This is a genomic window from Leptospira abararensis (assembly GCF_016918735.1).
Lineage (GTDB): Bacteria > Spirochaetota > Leptospiria > Leptospirales > Leptospiraceae > Leptospira_A > Leptospira_A abararensis.
The window spans coordinates 55,489-69,358 of sequence record NZ_JAFFPR010000054.1; the positions used below are offsets into that span (position 1 = coordinate 55,489).

The 13,870-nt window shown below is 40.7% G+C and carries 14 protein-coding genes; 6 read left to right on the forward strand and 8 right to left on the reverse strand.

Annotated features, from left to right (window positions below):
* Nucleotides 1-2: 2 nt before the first annotated feature.
* From JWG40_RS15805 to JWG40_RS15825, 5 genes are all read right to left on the reverse strand, one after another.
* Entirely contained in the window at nt 3-584 is a 582-nt protein-coding gene (locus JWG40_RS15805; RefSeq protein WP_205286746.1) for a LolA family protein, read from the reverse strand.
* Nucleotides 585-607: 23 nt separating this feature from the next.
* The gene (locus JWG40_RS15810) at nt 608-1,567 is read right to left on the reverse strand and encodes an electron transfer flavoprotein subunit alpha/FixB family protein (protein ID WP_205286747.1); all 960 of its coding nucleotides are present in this window, start codon (nt 1,565-1,567) and stop codon (nt 608-610) included.
* Between the two features lie 10 nt (nt 1,568-1,577).
* A complete protein-coding gene (locus JWG40_RS15815) occupies nt 1,578-2,339 on the reverse strand; it encodes an electron transfer flavoprotein subunit beta/FixA family protein (RefSeq protein ID WP_002971965.1) in 762 nt (253 codons plus the stop codon).
* 67 nt (nt 2,340-2,406) lie between these two features.
* Nucleotides 2,407-2,706: an LIC10362 family protein gene (locus JWG40_RS15820; protein WP_205286748.1), complete on the reverse strand. Its 300-nt coding sequence runs from the start codon at nt 2,704-2,706 to the stop codon at nt 2,407-2,409.
* A 13-nt stretch (nt 2,707-2,719) separates the two neighbouring features.
* Nucleotides 2,720-3,529 (reverse strand): UbiA prenyltransferase family protein, encoded by an 810-nt coding sequence (locus JWG40_RS15825; protein ID WP_232369429.1) that lies wholly within the window; start codon nt 3,527-3,529, stop codon nt 2,720-2,722.
* Between the two features lie 104 nt (nt 3,530-3,633).
* Between JWG40_RS15825 and JWG40_RS15830 the strand changes: the two genes are divergently transcribed.
* Nucleotides 3,634-4,986, forward strand: a complete 1,353-nt coding sequence (locus JWG40_RS15830; protein WP_205286807.1) for an adenylate/guanylate cyclase domain-containing protein — start codon at nt 3,634-3,636, stop codon at nt 4,984-4,986.
* Here the strand turns inward: JWG40_RS15830 and JWG40_RS15835 are convergent.
* Nucleotides 4,983-6,455 carry an HD domain-containing phosphohydrolase gene (locus JWG40_RS15835; RefSeq protein ID WP_205286750.1) on the reverse strand — a complete coding sequence of 491 codons (1,473 nt, stop codon included), beginning with the start codon at nt 6,453-6,455 and terminating at the stop codon, nt 4,983-4,985. The two genes, JWG40_RS15830 and JWG40_RS15835, sit on opposite strands and share 4 nt — an antisense overlap.
* A 372-nt stretch (nt 6,456-6,827) precedes the next feature.
* On the opposite strand from JWG40_RS15835, the gene JWG40_RS15840 reads away from it, so the two are divergent.
* Genes JWG40_RS15840 through thrB form a run of 3 tightly spaced genes read left to right on the forward strand, consistent with a single transcriptional unit; the run spans nt 6,828 to nt 10,574 of the window.
* Complete coding sequence (locus tag JWG40_RS15840; protein ID WP_205286751.1) at nt 6,828-8,012, forward strand: acyl-CoA dehydrogenase family protein; 1,185 nt, start codon at nt 6,828-6,830, stop codon at nt 8,010-8,012.
* Nucleotides 8,013-8,065: 53 nt separating this feature from the next.
* Nucleotides 8,066-9,586, forward strand: coding sequence for a phytoene desaturase family protein (locus JWG40_RS15845; RefSeq protein ID WP_205286752.1), 1,521 nt, complete (start codon nt 8,066-8,068; stop codon nt 9,584-9,586).
* A 34-nt stretch (nt 9,587-9,620) separates the two neighbouring features.
* Nucleotides 9,621-10,574 (forward strand): homoserine kinase, encoded by a 954-nt coding sequence (gene thrB, locus JWG40_RS15850; RefSeq protein ID WP_205286753.1) that lies wholly within the window; start codon nt 9,621-9,623, stop codon nt 10,572-10,574.
* A gap of 1 nt (nt 10,575) precedes the next feature.
* On the opposite strand, the gene JWG40_RS15855 is transcribed toward thrB, so the two are convergent.
* Complete coding sequence (locus JWG40_RS15855; protein ID WP_205286754.1) at nt 10,576-11,214, reverse strand: hypothetical protein; 639 nt, start codon at nt 11,212-11,214, stop codon at nt 10,576-10,578.
* Nucleotides 11,215-11,216: 2 nt separating this feature from the next.
* Nucleotides 11,217-11,534 (reverse strand): hypothetical protein, encoded by a 318-nt coding sequence (locus JWG40_RS15860; protein WP_205286755.1) that lies wholly within the window; start codon nt 11,532-11,534, stop codon nt 11,217-11,219.
* Between the two features lie 163 nt (nt 11,535-11,697).
* Here JWG40_RS15860 and JWG40_RS15865 point away from each other — a divergent pair, with 163 nt between their 5' ends.
* Both JWG40_RS15865 and JWG40_RS15870 read left to right on the forward strand, forming a co-directional pair.
* On the forward strand, nt 11,698-12,747 hold the full coding sequence (locus tag JWG40_RS15865) for a DsbA family protein (RefSeq protein ID WP_205286756.1): 1,050 nt from the start codon (nt 11,698-11,700) through the stop codon (nt 12,745-12,747).
* Between the two features lie 28 nt (nt 12,748-12,775).
* Nucleotides 12,776-13,759, forward strand: coding sequence for a malate dehydrogenase (locus JWG40_RS15870; protein WP_205286757.1), 984 nt, complete (start codon nt 12,776-12,778; stop codon nt 13,757-13,759).
* Nucleotides 13,760-13,870 lie beyond the last annotated feature (111 nt).

The window sequence follows — 13,870 nt, forward strand, 5'->3', positions numbered from 1 at the left end:
AATTACTCCTTTTGGTTGAGAGGGTTCTCAACAATCTGTGAGCTTGTGGGTGGTTGGAAATTAAATAGTCCCGTTCCGAGACCAATATTAGTAGCAATTCCAGAGAAAGCCACTTCAGTTATTTCTTCATCGGAACGTTTCATTTTGAGTACACGGGGGAGATCATTATCGGAAACTACCAAGATAATTTCATTATAACGTTTGGTATTAGAAGTAAGACGAAAAGTTCTGCCACTAACCGACACATTTTCATACCCAGAAAGTAGGCCCCCGAGTCCCCCGGAAACACCTTTTAGGTCTTGTTTGCCGGCAATGGATGAGTCTGGGTTATAGAACCATAAAATTCTACCATTGGAAGAGATAATCCTTCCGTCACTGAACCGGACATGGAGTTGGTTGGGGCTTTTGAAAGAAACGACTCCAGTGAGTCCACCATTGATGGTGACAGAGGCTCGAAAACTTTCTAATGAATACATTTTGCCGATGACGGCGTTCAGACGATCTCTTCCTTCCTCTGCCCAAAGGTAACCCGTTTGGACAAAGAAAAGAACAACGATCGAAATTTTGGGAAGGAAATTCCTCAAAGGACGAAAGTTCGTATTGGGAACTAACCCAATACTTTTTTGAACTCAGAAGTGAGTGCAGGCACTACTTCAAAAAGGTCTGCAACCACACCGTAAGTCGCTACTTTGAAAATAGGAGCGTCTCCATCTTTGTTGATGGCAACGATGTATTTGGAAGATCCCATACCCGCTAAGTGTTGGATGGCTCCAGAGATACCGCAAGCAATGTAACAGTTAGGGGAGACAGTTTTACCTGTTTGTCCTACTTGGTGGGAGTGAGAAATCCATCCTGCATCCACAGTCGCACGGGAAGCACCAAGTGCTGCACCGAGTGTATCTGCTAGGTCTTGGATGATCGGCCAGTTTTCTGGTCCTTTGATTCCGCGTCCGCCAGATACAATGATAGAAGCATCTGCAAGTTGCACTTTGTTTCCACCAGAAAGATCTTTAGAGAGAGACTTAGTTCTTACTTCACCAGCTCCTGCACCAGATTTTTCTACAGCACCCGCTCCGTCTTTTGGAGTTACTTCTTGGGAGTTGGCACGCACTGTAAAGATTTGGATGTCAGAAGTTACTTTGAAATTTGCATATGCTTTTCCAGAGTAAATCGGTTTCTTTGCTACTACTTTGCCACCGTCAACAGAAAGACCCACTGCATCAGCAACGATACCAGCATTTGCTTTGATCGCTACTCGTGCTGAGTATTCTTTTCCTTGTGCAGAGTGTGGAATTAGAACCACTGCTGGTTTTTTCTCTTGGATGATTGCAAAAATTCCATTTGCATAACCTTCAGGAGAAAATTCACCAAGGTTTGCACCGATGACAGTATCTGCACCAACCGCTTTCAAATCACCGGCAAACGTATCTACGTTGTCAGTAATGATTACTGTATGAACTTTACCACCAATGGAGTCCGCAATTTTGCGAGCTGCAGAAGTGAGTTCTTTTGAGATTTTTTTAAGTTCGCCGTTTTTTAATTCACCAACTACTAAAACATCAGCCATGTTCGTCTCCTTAGATGACCTTCGCTTCTTCGCGAAGAGCTTTTACAAGTTGAGATGCAAAACCTTGTGCATCTGCCGCTTCCAGTTTTCGACCAGCGATACGTGGAGGAGGTGGTTCAAGAGATACTACTTCGAGTTTAGATCCTGTTGCTCCGAGTTCTTCCGGTTTTTTAACATCTACCGGTTTTTTCTTTGCAGACATGATACCTTTTAAACTTGGGTATCTTGGTTCATTTAAACCTTTTTGTGCAGTTACTGCTAGAGGAGCTGTAGTTTCTACAACTTCAGTTCCACCTTCGATTTCGCGAGTGGCAGTTACTTTGTTTCCGTCAAACTCAAGTTTGAGGGCCATAGCTACGTGAGGAACATTCAGTCTCTCTGCAATTTGCACCACAACTTGTGAGCTGTCAGTGTCGATTGATTGACGACCACCGATGACCACATCTGCGTTTTCTGCTTTAATGAGATTTGCAAGAAGTTCGGAAGTGTATGTAGAATCAAAAGTTACATAGTCATCCACTTTTACATGAACGGCTCTGTCTACACCCATAGCATAGGCAGTACGAAGTGCCTCTACTGCACGGTCTGGACCGAGGGACACTGCGATGACTTCTCCACCGCTTTTTTCACGAATTCTGATTCCCTCTTCGATTGCAAATTCATCATAAGGAGAGATGATCCATTTTACGCCAGCTTCGTTGATCGATTTGTCACCGACCTTGATATTGGTTTCCGTATCCGGAACCTGCTTTACTAGAACAACAATTTTCATTCCTTAACCCCGTTATCGTGGATTACCTAAGACCAGAAAACGGGAGCGAAGTGATAAGGGAAGTAAATTATTCTCTCCAGAACGTGTATTTACTCCAATTGTAGGCCCAAATGATCCAAACGATGACGACAACGACATTGGCATCCGTTCGGAGGAAAAAGGAAAATCCCAAGGTGAGTGGGAGGAGGAGAAAGAGGGCAAAACCAATGAGGAGAACCAGGTAGGGAGTGGATTTCCAGTCTTTAGAGGCAGCTTGGATTTGTAAGAGGATATTTTGTTCGGGATTTGGCACTAATTTTCGAAATCGGAAGGAGTAAAGTAAGGCAAAGAGAAGAAGTGCGAGCAAATGTACTATGAGTAACCACATAAACCCACCCTAATTAGGAAGGAAGTAGGGAGAAGAAAAAAAAGATCTGGGGCAAAAACATTGGCAGGTAGGAAAGTTCACAGAGGGACTTAAATCCAAAGCCCTCCCCCTTTTGGAAACTACAAAGACCGAGCCAAAGATAGGTGAAACTCATTCCTACCAGAAATACTAGAGAGTGATTTTGAAAAATCCAAACCCAAAGGAGGAAACAAATCCCAATTCCTAAAAGGAAATAGGCTCCCATTTTTACCGTTTTTGGTTTCCCATATTGGATCAGGGTAAAGGTTTTTTGCGCTTGGTCAAACTCGCGGTCTATATTGTAGGTGAGAAGGACATTGGCGAATATGTGGAGAAAAAAAATCCAAACCATTGGGTCCGAACCGCCAAACAAAGAAAAGGGGAGAAGCACTCCCAAAGTGTAAAATCCTGATACCAAAATTTCTTTGGGGAGGGGGGAAAGTTTCATCACTGTTAAAACCAAAAATAAAACAAAGGAAACTAAAACGAAAAGATGATCTCCTAGGAAAACGAATTCAAAGTAGAAACCAATGATTAAAGAAACAATTACAGTGATGATAACCAAACTAACAATGAAATAGCGGAATTGTAAATAGAAGGTAGTCCGCTCCGAGAGTGGTTCTTTTTCTCGAAATGCATCCCATAAATGGTCCGCCAGATAAAGGGCCCAAACAGAGCTTAGATAAAACAAAAACAACGTGGGCCGGATTCTTTCATTCCGATAGAGGGAAAAAAAAGAAAGGTTTGCAGAAAGGGAGAAAAGTACATCCAGAGCCAGAAAGGAACTTAGTTTTCCTAATTGCATCAAATATCCTTTTTGGCACATCATTCATAGGAACATAAAGTTTCTAGCTTGGCAAAAAGAAAATTCCCTTGCCAGTAAAACTTTCTATGGTGGAATGTTGGCCTATGTTCCAGTCTATGATTAGTGCCATTCGATCTGTATATTGTATTCGGGATCAGTTCCCTCGTTATATGTCGGAGCTCTTATTCCAAGAAGAACAAATGGGAGCCTCATTTGTCGTTCGATTTCGATACGTGATTGGTCTAGCTTTAGCTGCCAGTGCCGTCGCCAATTTGAGTAATACAGATTCTTTGTCGGGTTTTTTAATCAATTTTGTGGCCCTTGGGTTTTACTTTCTCAATACCTTCCTTCATGCTCAAATTCTAAAAAAAAGCAAAGGCCATTGGAAAACGAAATATGACTATATTAGTTTATTCGTAGATAATCTTCTTATCTCTATCACAATTATCAATTGGTATCTTTTGAAAGGGGAAGGAAATCCTAACTTCCTTGTCAAATCTCCATTGGTTGTATTTTATCTCCTTCCTTTGTCTCTTAGTTTGTTCCAATACCGATTTTCTCTTGTGAACTTTTCTTTTGTTTGTTTTTTGATTAGTTATTACGGGTTCATTGTTTACGCATTAGTAGCGGATTCTCAGGCTGTTGCTTCCTTGGATTGGTATCGTTATGTTTTGGGAGACCAAATTATTTTGGCTGACGCCTTGGTTACAAAACCTGCCATTTACCTTGTTTTAGTCTTTGCTATTTCTTATGCCATCTTTCGAAGTTTACGGATGTTACTCAAGTTTGCAGCTGCGGAATCTCAAAAAAACACCTTATCAAGATATTTTTCCCCTGATTTAGTTTCTGAAATTGTTTCTGAACCAGAAGTCATTGCCAAAGGCAAACGCCAAAAAGTAACCGTTCTCTTTAGTGATATTCGAGGTTTTACTCAGTTTTCTGAACCTATGGATCCGGAAGAACTTTCCATTTTCTTAACAGAGTTTCGACGTCGTATGGTGCGTGCGATTTTTCAATACAAAGGAAGTTTAGACAAATTCATTGGAGATGCAGTGATGGCAACTTTTGGAACACCTTCTGCATCGGAAATGGTGGGAGAAGATTCCCGTAATGCAGTTCTTGCCGCAAAGGCTATGTTAAGTGAACTTATGCAATGGAACAAAGAACGAAAGGCGGAAGGTTTAGGTGAAATTGAAATTGGAATCGGAATTCATGCAGGGGAAGTGTTCTGCGGAAGTATTGGTTCGGAAGAAAGAATGGAATACACTGTCATTGGTGATACAGTCAATACTGCTTCAAGAATTGAGTCAGCTTGTAAGGACCTAGGAGTCTCTTTTTTAATCTCAGAAGCAGTTTGGTTAGAAATTGGTTCCCCATCAGGTTGGGATAAAAAAGAATCTGTGGCTTTATCGGGAAGAGAACAAAAAATTCATCTTTATTCATCAAACATGGTTTAGGAGGCCATATTAATTTTGTAAACTGCTTCGTGTAGAGCCGGATTTAATTCTGGATCTATAATATAAATGACTCGAGTGGTTCCCGCTTGTAAGGCTAAGTCCATAATGGCTTTTCTTCGATCAATTTTGATGCTATGTAAATCAAAGTCGGCAATTTTGAATTTGTTTCCTTTTTGGAAAACAGGATTGATGCTACATATCCTTTGGAGTTTTGGGCGTGTTTGGTATCGACCGACATCCAAAACAATACAAACATCGAAATGAGCACGTTTTTCTGAATCCACCGAAGCTGTAATGACAAAGTCACCAAAGTTCACAATGTTTTCGTTATTCGTGAGAGAACTTCCAACATAATCTAAAAGATGTCTGATGTTTTTATTGCTATAAGAGAAAAAAGAATCATTCAAAATCATTTTTAATGCAGTGGCAGATTTGAATGCAGGCCTCCATGGTTGGTTAGAAGTAAGGGATGCATATTCACTGGCAAGCGAGAGTATAGCAATATCCTCTTCGAAACTTGAAGAGGTCACATTGTTTTCTTGTAAGTGGAGTTGGAGTTCGATGTCTTGAGTGATTCTTTCCTTTCCCACTTCTTTATTGTATTTATCACGAACTGACATGAGTTTTGTAAACAGGGATCTTGGATCTGGGAAGTTGTTATTCACTCCGTTGCCGCGGTAAGGTCTGTGGTGGTTTAAAATGAGTGTGCGTACATGGGAGTCAATTTCTGGAGCAGGTAAGGTCATCAGATAACTGATGATAGGGTGTTGTTGGACAACGGCATACTCTTCCTTTGTGAGTTTTGGATTGTTTTTGATTTCGAGCCTGGAATACCCAACATCTGCCAAATAACTTGCCATCATAAGACTGAGATGATCTTTTTTATTGGATTCTTCTTTACCTTCGTTGACAATTTTTTTTGTTCGAACTTTCATTCCCATGGCAACTACGGTTCGTTTGGTCATAAGCTCTGATTCTACAGATACTCCGGCCACACCAAGGATTTCTAAAATATTAAAGATACCAAGTTCGAAATCGGGGTTACTTGTGAAATCGGTGAGAAGTTCGTTCACTGAGTTCTGAACAAAAACAGCTTGGTCTGAAGAGAAGGATGATTTGCGTAAATCTTCGATGAGAGACTGAGATTGTTTTGCGAAACGAGCTGTTTTCTCTTGGTCAAATAATTTCGTGGTTCGGCCAGGTTCGAGAAAAGAATTACCATTTCCATTCGGTTTTGTTTTTTTTAATTCGGAGATTAGGAAGTATACCCCTTGCATTTCGAATTTAAGGAGTTTCCCAAAATCTGCTTCGGTAGGATTTCTTTTTTTATGAATGAGAATTTGCCCATCCTTATTGTAAAGGTCGAGAGGGATGTTTTTGTTTTTGCGGAAACTGTTTAGAGATTCTTCGGTTAACTCGAATTTGGCGAGCTTATCCGTTGGTACTGTGTTTGTATCGTTAGTGCTCATTGTAATTTCTGTTTATAGACGAAAGATATTCCTGATGTTATGGTGATGATTATATAGAATCAATAAATTGTAAATCGATTCCTTTATTTCATTATTACTTTTTACTACATAGGAATTTCCTCTTAGGATAATCACTAGTTATAAGTAGTTATTCTGTTAGTGATTGTGGATTTTGCTTTATCTTATTATACTTTGTGTCAATGGAATCGGGACAAATTAACTCTCGTTAATGTATATTATGAAATTTGATCTAATGTCTGTTTCCCATCTATGAAAAACTGTTCGTTTTTGTAGCGATTTCAATCTTTGAGTCGCAATCTGCCTTTGTTTTTTCGTTTACAGGCTAAGGAAAAGTACGAAAAAATTATCTATATGAGTACGCTTTCGACAAAAAAATCATCATTGGATCTATTTAATCCTACAGAAGATCATCTCGCACTAAGAGAGTCTGTAGCATCTTTTGCAGAACGGGAGATGGATGAACAAGCCAAGGAAAATGATGAAAAAGAAACATTTAATACTATGCTTTTCAAACGACTTGGTTCCGAACTTGGAATTTTTGGGATTACGGTTCCTGAAGCTGATGGCGGTCATGGCCTAGATCCACTTGCCTCAGTTATCATCCACGAAGAGATGTCTCGGTTTGATCCAGGGTTTACTCTTTCTTATTTAGCCCACGAAGTACTTTTTGTGAATAATTTTTTCTATAGCTCCAACCCTTCGCAGAGAGCTCGTTATTTGAGTAAGGTCATCACCGGTGAATGGATAGGTGGGATGGGAATGACCGAACCTGGTGCGGGAACCGACGTTCTTGGGATGACAACTCACGCCTTAAAGAAGGGCGATCGTTATATCATCAATGGAGTCAAACAATACATCACTAACGGATCCATTGGTCAAGTTTTTGTTCTTTATACGAAGCTTGAAAAAAATGGAAAAAAGATGACCTCTTTTGTAATTGAATCGTCTTACAAAGGTTTTTCGGTGGGAAAAAAAGAAGAAAAGATGGGAATGCGCTCCTCTCCTACCACCCAACTTGTTTTTGAAGATATGGAAGTTCCCGAAGAGAATTTACTTGGTGTGGAAAACGGTGCTGTCACTCATATGATGCGCAATTTAGAAATTGAACGTGTGACTCTTGCGGCCCAGTCTTTGGGAATTGCGAGACGTTGTATCGATATCATGTGTGATTATACAATTCGTCATAGAGAAGCTTTTGGGAAAAAACTGATGGAGTTTGGTCAAATCCAAAGAATGGTTGCAGAGTCATATGCTGATTACCAAGCAGCACGAGCTCTTGTCTACCATGTAGCTAGTGAGCTTGGACCAGATGTGCGTAATTCACTTGGTGCAGCATCAGCAAAACTTGTTGCCACGCAAATGGCGGAACGTGTTTCAAGGAATGCCATTCAGGTTTTAGGTGGGTATGGGTATTGCAGGGAATATCCGGTAGAACGTTTGCACCGAGATGCTATCTTACTTAGTATTGGTGGTGGTACAAACGAAGCGATGCAAAAGAACATTGCCAGTGATTTGAAAAAACTTTGGTCGGAGTGAAGGGGCTTTTTTAATTTTTCTCCATCCTCGATCCTTTGCCGGTCTACAAGAGGATGGATACGTTTTGGGATGTTGTTGTTTTAGGATCTGGACTCGGGGGCCTCAGTGCCGCTTTGTCTTTTTCAGAAAAAGGCAAACGAGTTTTGATTCTAGAGAAGGGCACCTCTCCTGGTGGTTGTGCCTCTAGCTTTCAAAAGAATGGGTACTTATTTGAATCGGGAGCCACCACTCTTGTAGGTTTTGAACCGGGCCTTCCTCTCCATAAACTTTCCACCGAATTCCAAATTCAATTTCCTCTCTATCCTTTGGAACGCTCCATGATAGTACATTTGAATGGCAAAACTATCGAAAGACATCGTGATCCTTTGGAGTGGATCGTTGAGGCAAAACGGATGTTTGGTGGTGGTTGGCGGATGCACATGTTTTGGAAACTTTGTTATTTTGTTTCGGATTCTCTTTGGAGTTTGTCTGCAAGATACAAATTTTTCCCTTTCCGAAATTTTTCTGATGTGGGCAAAACCATTTTTCAATTCCAACTTCGCGATTTGATTCCTTTAGTTTTCTCATTTGTATCCGTACGTTTTGTTCTCAGATGTTTAGGACTTTGGCACAACAAGGAATGGATTCAATTTTTAGATGAACAACTTTTAATTACCAACCAAACTACTACAAACAAAGCCCCCTTCGCTATGGCGGCTGTAGGACTGACCTACCCGCAATTACAAAATTATGCAGTGAAAGGGGGAATGGTATCTCTTGCGGAAACCATTCTAGGCAAAATAGAATCCAACAAAGGAAAAATTCTTTATAAACAAGAAGTGACAGGTCTCTCTAAGTTTGCTTCTTCCAAGGGGTCTCTGAAAACCTTTTGGGAGATCCAAACGAAACATAGAGAACACTTTCGTTTTTTTGGTCGAGTGGTAGTCTCGAATCTTCCCATTTGGAATCTCACAGAAATCACTGAAGACCTACCCAAATTAAAATCTAAGGTTAAAAAGTTCGAAAAAGGAATCTGGGGTGCCTTTACTATGGGTCTCGCCATCCAAACAGATCCCTTAGATCTATCGATTGCATCCGAATGCCTTCACCACCAAATCCATCTCAGGAAACCTTTACCCTATGGTGGCGGAAACTCTATTTTCCTTTCCCTATCTCATTTAGATGATCCCATTCGTTCGCCAAACGGAATTCGTATCCTTTCAGTTTCCACCCATATTGGAAATCCAGAGTTCTGGGTTCGAGATGCATTGTATCAGGAAAAAAAGAAAAAATTAGAAACCATCATCTTACAAACTTTGCAAGCTGAGTTTCCCTGGTTTCAAAAAGAAAAGATTCTATTTCTGCATTCTGCAACACCTGTTACATGGCAGACTTGGACTGGTCGAAAATTTGGGAGAGTGGGAGGGATTCCAAGTTCTTATTTTTTTAATCCTTTTCGAATGATCAGGAACTGTTCCGAAGATCCGAACCTACTTCTTACCGGAGATACCGTCTATCCAGGTCAAGGAATTCCTGCTGTTGTAATGGGAGGGCTCAATGCGGTAGAGCAATACTTCGATCGAAAGAGAGGTTGATTTTGGAAACAGGTCTTAGAGCCTGGGCGAAACGATGATTCGCCTTCCAAAGATTCTCATCCAAGTGCCGGGAACCTCTGCCAACTTGGGCCCCGGTTTTGACCTTATGGGCCTTGCTCTAGATCTTCGTAATGAATTTGAATTTAGTTTTTCAAAAGAAATTACCGAATCCAAAACAGAATTAAAAAACGGCCAACAGTTACCGTTTTCTGCTAAAGAAGATTTGGTGTATCAATCCTATCTTTCCTACTTCGAAAAATTTTTACCAGGCAGATCGGCACCGCCTTACCATTGTAAAATGACTTTGTCTCTGCCTTTAAAAGGGGGCCTTGGTTCCAGCGCTTCCGCCATTGTCGCGGGCCTCTCTTTAGCAAGGGAAGTGCATAAAAGATTGGATCCGACAACGCTGCCAACAGAACCAAACTTCACTCAGTATCTGGCAGAATTTGAAGGCCATCCTGATAACACTCTGCCGGCTTATCTAGGTGGATTTGTTTTCGCCTATTCTACGTTTGGTGAAAAACTGCGATATTTCCGGAAAAAATTTCCCTCATCCGTGGCTATTTTTGTTCTAACACCAGAGTTTCATGTTTCCACAGAAGAGTCAAGGAAGGCACTTCCGAAAACCTACGCCACCGCTGATGTCATTTTTAATTTATCAAGAATTGGTGCTTGGATGCATTTTTTAGACAAACGCAAGTTCGGTGATCTTCTTGTTGGTTTGGAAGATAAAATGCATACGCCTTACCGAATTCCAAAGTCTTCTCCTTTGTATCCTTTGGCAGAAACCTTCACAAAAGCTGGGATAGGATACTGTTTGTCTGGATCTGGGCCAAGCCTACTTGTGTTTTTAGAACGAAAGGCAGTAAAAAGGAATCAATTAGAATTAGAGGAAAAGATATCTCAAGTGATGGGAGCCGCAAACATTGCGTATACATTTAAACGTGTGAAACCCGATGGACTTGGGGTTCGTATCCAAACCAAGTAGTTTAGTCTTCGTCCGCTCCTTCTTCTTTACCGAATCCGTAAACATCACCACGAAACCTGCTCTTTCTGTTAATCCCAGGTTGGATCTTTCCGACTTCAAATGTAAATTTCATTCGTTCCTTTCCTGATCTGTTGAAGTAAAAAGAAGAGGTGAGAGAAACTTCAATGTAGTTTACCATTCTCTCTTTGGCAATTTTATCGGAGATTCGAAATTCTGCAGGGTGGCCAATGATTTCATACGATTCAAAACTTTCTTTGGATTCCATCTTTCCGTAATGTTCCATTCGTGGAGGTTTGTAGAAAGTGGGTCCGTTCTTTAAAACAGTAATCGTATAGTCTTCACTATCGCGACTTTTTTTGAACTGAAAGATGAGATGATCTTCCGAGATCGCATTACACCGAGTAGCTAGTTGTCCTGTTTTACATCCAATTTGGAAGGTGGCAAATCGGCTAAGTTCATCAACAACCAGATCGTATTTGTCACCAGTTTGGACGGGAATGAAGCGGTCTGACTCTTTTCTGGAGATGACGGGATGGATGAATTGGTTGTACACAACAAGTCCTAGCCCCAAAACGGAAATGGTCAAAACTCCGCTAAGAACTAGGATAAAACTATCAAGAATGGCAATGCTAAGGAACAAACTTACCTTTTGGTATCTACCTTATGGCTTTTTGGCTCCGGTAGAGGAGTTCTTGTGACTAGAGAAAGTAAGTCTTTCACTTCTTCCGGTGAAATGATTTGGTTTAGTTTTTCTTCCAGAGAAGCAGGAGTTGGTTTTAATACCAAATCTTCTGGCTTTAGCTTCGCTTCTCTTTCCGCTTCCACCTTTTTTGTCGGTCGTAGGTTTTGCGACTTTTCGGGAAGGGATTCCTTACCTTCCTCCGATTGTTTCCCAGTTTGGGTAGGAATCGTGGGGGGGACCGAAACGTGCGAGTTTCCTTGAATATTAATTGTGTTCATTTTTCCCAAACCTCCGTGTTCAGGATCAGCTCTCTTGAGAAAAAATATCCTTTTCCCTCCCTCAGATCTTCGGATATTTCTAGGCAGGCTTTAGCGAAAAACGATTATTTTTTTCAGTTTTTTCCGTTTGATTGCCCGCTTTATGGCCGGGAACCTGGCAGGGATGGAAAATATTTTTAAAAAGTGGATGGAAAACCCCATCTCCAAAATCGTCCTTGCGACTAACCTCGTTTTCGCTCTTCTCTTTATTGTCAGTGTTCCTTCCTTTGTTCGGGAATACATTACCCAAGATGCAGTCAGTATCGGCGGAAAAAAATATGACCTTAGCGATGTGAAAGAAACTTCTCCGATTGCTTATTCAAAATTTCAATCGGAATACAAAGGACTTATCAAAAACACTCTCGGCGAATTTGCTCAGGACAAACTATTTGAACTAGTTGCGAAAGACAAAAATATCAAACCTTCGGAAGTATTAACCCAAGGTTTCGCTCCTAGAGACCCATCAGAAGAAGAAATTATCAATGTATATATGTCCAATAAAGCCCAGTTAGGTGGAAAATCCCTGAATGAGACAAAAGATAAAATTATTGGATTCTTAAAAAACCAACAAGAACAAGAACATAGCCGCACTGTTTATCGAGACATTGTGACCAAATACCCTGTTGAGTTTTTGATTAAAGAACCAGAAGCAGTAAGAGTGACTGTGGAAGAAAAAAATAACCCTTCCATTGGGCCGAAAGACGCAAAAATTACCATTGTGGAATTTTCTGATTTTGAATGTCCATTTTGCAAAAGAAGCCAAGATGTGAATCAAAAACTTCGCGAGAAATACAAAGGCCAAATTCGTTGGGTTTTCCGCGATTTTCCACTTCCTTTTCACCAAGATGCTATGTACGCCCATATGGCTGCGAATTGTTCCATTGCAGAAGGTAAGTATTGGGATGTGTTTAATCTGTTTTTTGAAAACAGTGGAAACTTAGGTAAATCGAATGTAGATACTCTCATTGTAAAAGCTGGGATGCCAAAAGATAAGTACCAAGCTTGTATGAAAAATGCAGTGAATCTTAAAGCAGAAATTGATGCGGACATTCAAGACGGACAAAAAGTCGGTGTGAGCGGCACGCCTGCATTCTTTATCAATGGGATCTTTGTTTCGGGAGCATTACCTTTCGAAAACTTTGATGAGATCATCCAAAAAGAATTAAAACAATAATAGATTATAAATCAAAAAGGAAAATCATATGAGCAAAAAAGTAAAAGTTGCTGTTACTGGTGCCGCCGGACAAATCGGATATGCACTACTATTTCGTATCGCTTCAGGACAAATGTTTGGACCTGACACTGCAGTGGAACTCCAATTATTGGAATTAGAACAAGCCCTTCCTGCTGCCAAAGGTGTCATTATGGAACTAGATGACTGTGCATTTCCTCTTTTGGAAAAAGTATCTGTCTCTTCTAACATTGATGAGGCGTTTCGTGACATCAACTGGGCACTTCTTGTTGGTTCTGTTCCTAGAAAAGCAGGAATGGAAAGAGGGGATCTACTCAAGATCAATGGTGGAATCTTTACAACACAAGGAAAAGCAATCGAAAAGAATGCTGCAAGTGACGTAAGAGTTCTCGTTGTTGGTAACCCTTGTAATACAAATGCCCTCATTGCAATGAACAATGCAAAAGGGGTTCCGTCTGACAGATGGTTTGCGATGACTGGCCTCGATGAAAACCGTGCAAAAACACAATTGGCTGGGAAAGCAGGAGTTCTTGTAAAAGATGTTTCCAATGTTGCTATTTGGGGAAACCACTCGGCTACTCAATACCCAGACTTTTACAATGCAAAAATCAAAGGAAAAGTAGCAACAGATGTGATCTCTGATCATGACTGGCTAAAAGGTGATTTTATCTCTACCGTTCAAAAACGGGGAGCCGCCATCATCGCAGCACGCGGTGCTTCTTCTGCAGCATCAGCTGCAAACGCAGTAGTTGATACAGTGCATAACATTGTCACTCCTACGAAAGCCGGCGACTGGTTCAGTGCTGCTTGCCATTCCAATGGAGAGTATGGTGTGGACAAAGGCCTTATCTTTGGATACCCACTCAAGTCTGATGGCAAAAAAGTAGAGATCGTAACTGGCCTTGAGATCAATGCTTTTGGTAAGGAAAAATTTGATATCACTCACAATGAATTGAAAGAAGAAAGAAACGAAGTGAAAGACATGCTTGGTTAATTTTCATCATTCAACTACTTGTTGAAAGAACCCGCTTACCGAAAGGTGGCGGGTTTTTTTATACACTTTAATGTTTTAGTTTTTTCGATATTGGGGCATTATGCGGGTATT

What these genes read in the sequence shown, in the direction of transcription:
- JWG40_RS15870 (WP_205286757.1), top strand. Translation starts at nt 12,776, where the DNA reads ATGAGCAAAAAAGTAAAAGTTGCTGTTACTGGTGCCGCCGGACAAATC.
- JWG40_RS15865 (WP_205286756.1), top strand. Translation starts at nt 11,698, where the DNA reads ATGGAAAATATTTTTAAAAAGTGGATGGAAAACCCCATCTCCAAAATC.
- JWG40_RS15820 (WP_205286748.1), bottom strand. Translation starts at nt 2,706, where the DNA reads ATGTGGTTACTCATAGTACATTTGCTCGCACTTCTTCTCTTTGCCTTA.
- thrB (WP_205286753.1), top strand. Translation starts at nt 9,621, where the DNA reads ATGATTCGCCTTCCAAAGATTCTCATCCAAGTGCCGGGAACCTCTGCC.
- JWG40_RS15835 (WP_205286750.1), bottom strand. Translation starts at nt 6,455, where the DNA reads ATGAGCACTAACGATACAAACACAGTACCAACGGATAAGCTCGCCAAA.
- JWG40_RS15830 (WP_205286807.1), top strand. Translation starts at nt 3,634, where the DNA reads ATGTTCCAGTCTATGATTAGTGCCATTCGATCTGTATATTGTATTCGG.
- JWG40_RS15840 (WP_205286751.1), top strand. Translation starts at nt 6,828, where the DNA reads ATGAGTACGCTTTCGACAAAAAAATCATCATTGGATCTATTTAATCCT.
- JWG40_RS15815 (WP_002971965.1), bottom strand. Translation starts at nt 2,339, where the DNA reads ATGAAAATTGTTGTTCTAGTAAAGCAGGTTCCGGATACGGAAACCAAT.
- JWG40_RS15860 (WP_205286755.1), bottom strand. Translation starts at nt 11,534, where the DNA reads ATGAACACAATTAATATTCAAGGAAACTCGCACGTTTCGGTCCCCCCC.
- JWG40_RS15845 (WP_205286752.1), top strand. Translation starts at nt 8,066, where the DNA reads ATGGATACGTTTTGGGATGTTGTTGTTTTAGGATCTGGACTCGGGGGC.
- JWG40_RS15825 (WP_232369429.1), bottom strand. Translation starts at nt 3,529, where the DNA reads ATGCAATTAGGAAAACTAAGTTCCTTTCTGGCTCTGGATGTACTTTTC.
- JWG40_RS15810 (WP_205286747.1), bottom strand. Translation starts at nt 1,567, where the DNA reads ATGGCTGATGTTTTAGTAGTTGGTGAATTAAAAAACGGCGAACTTAAA.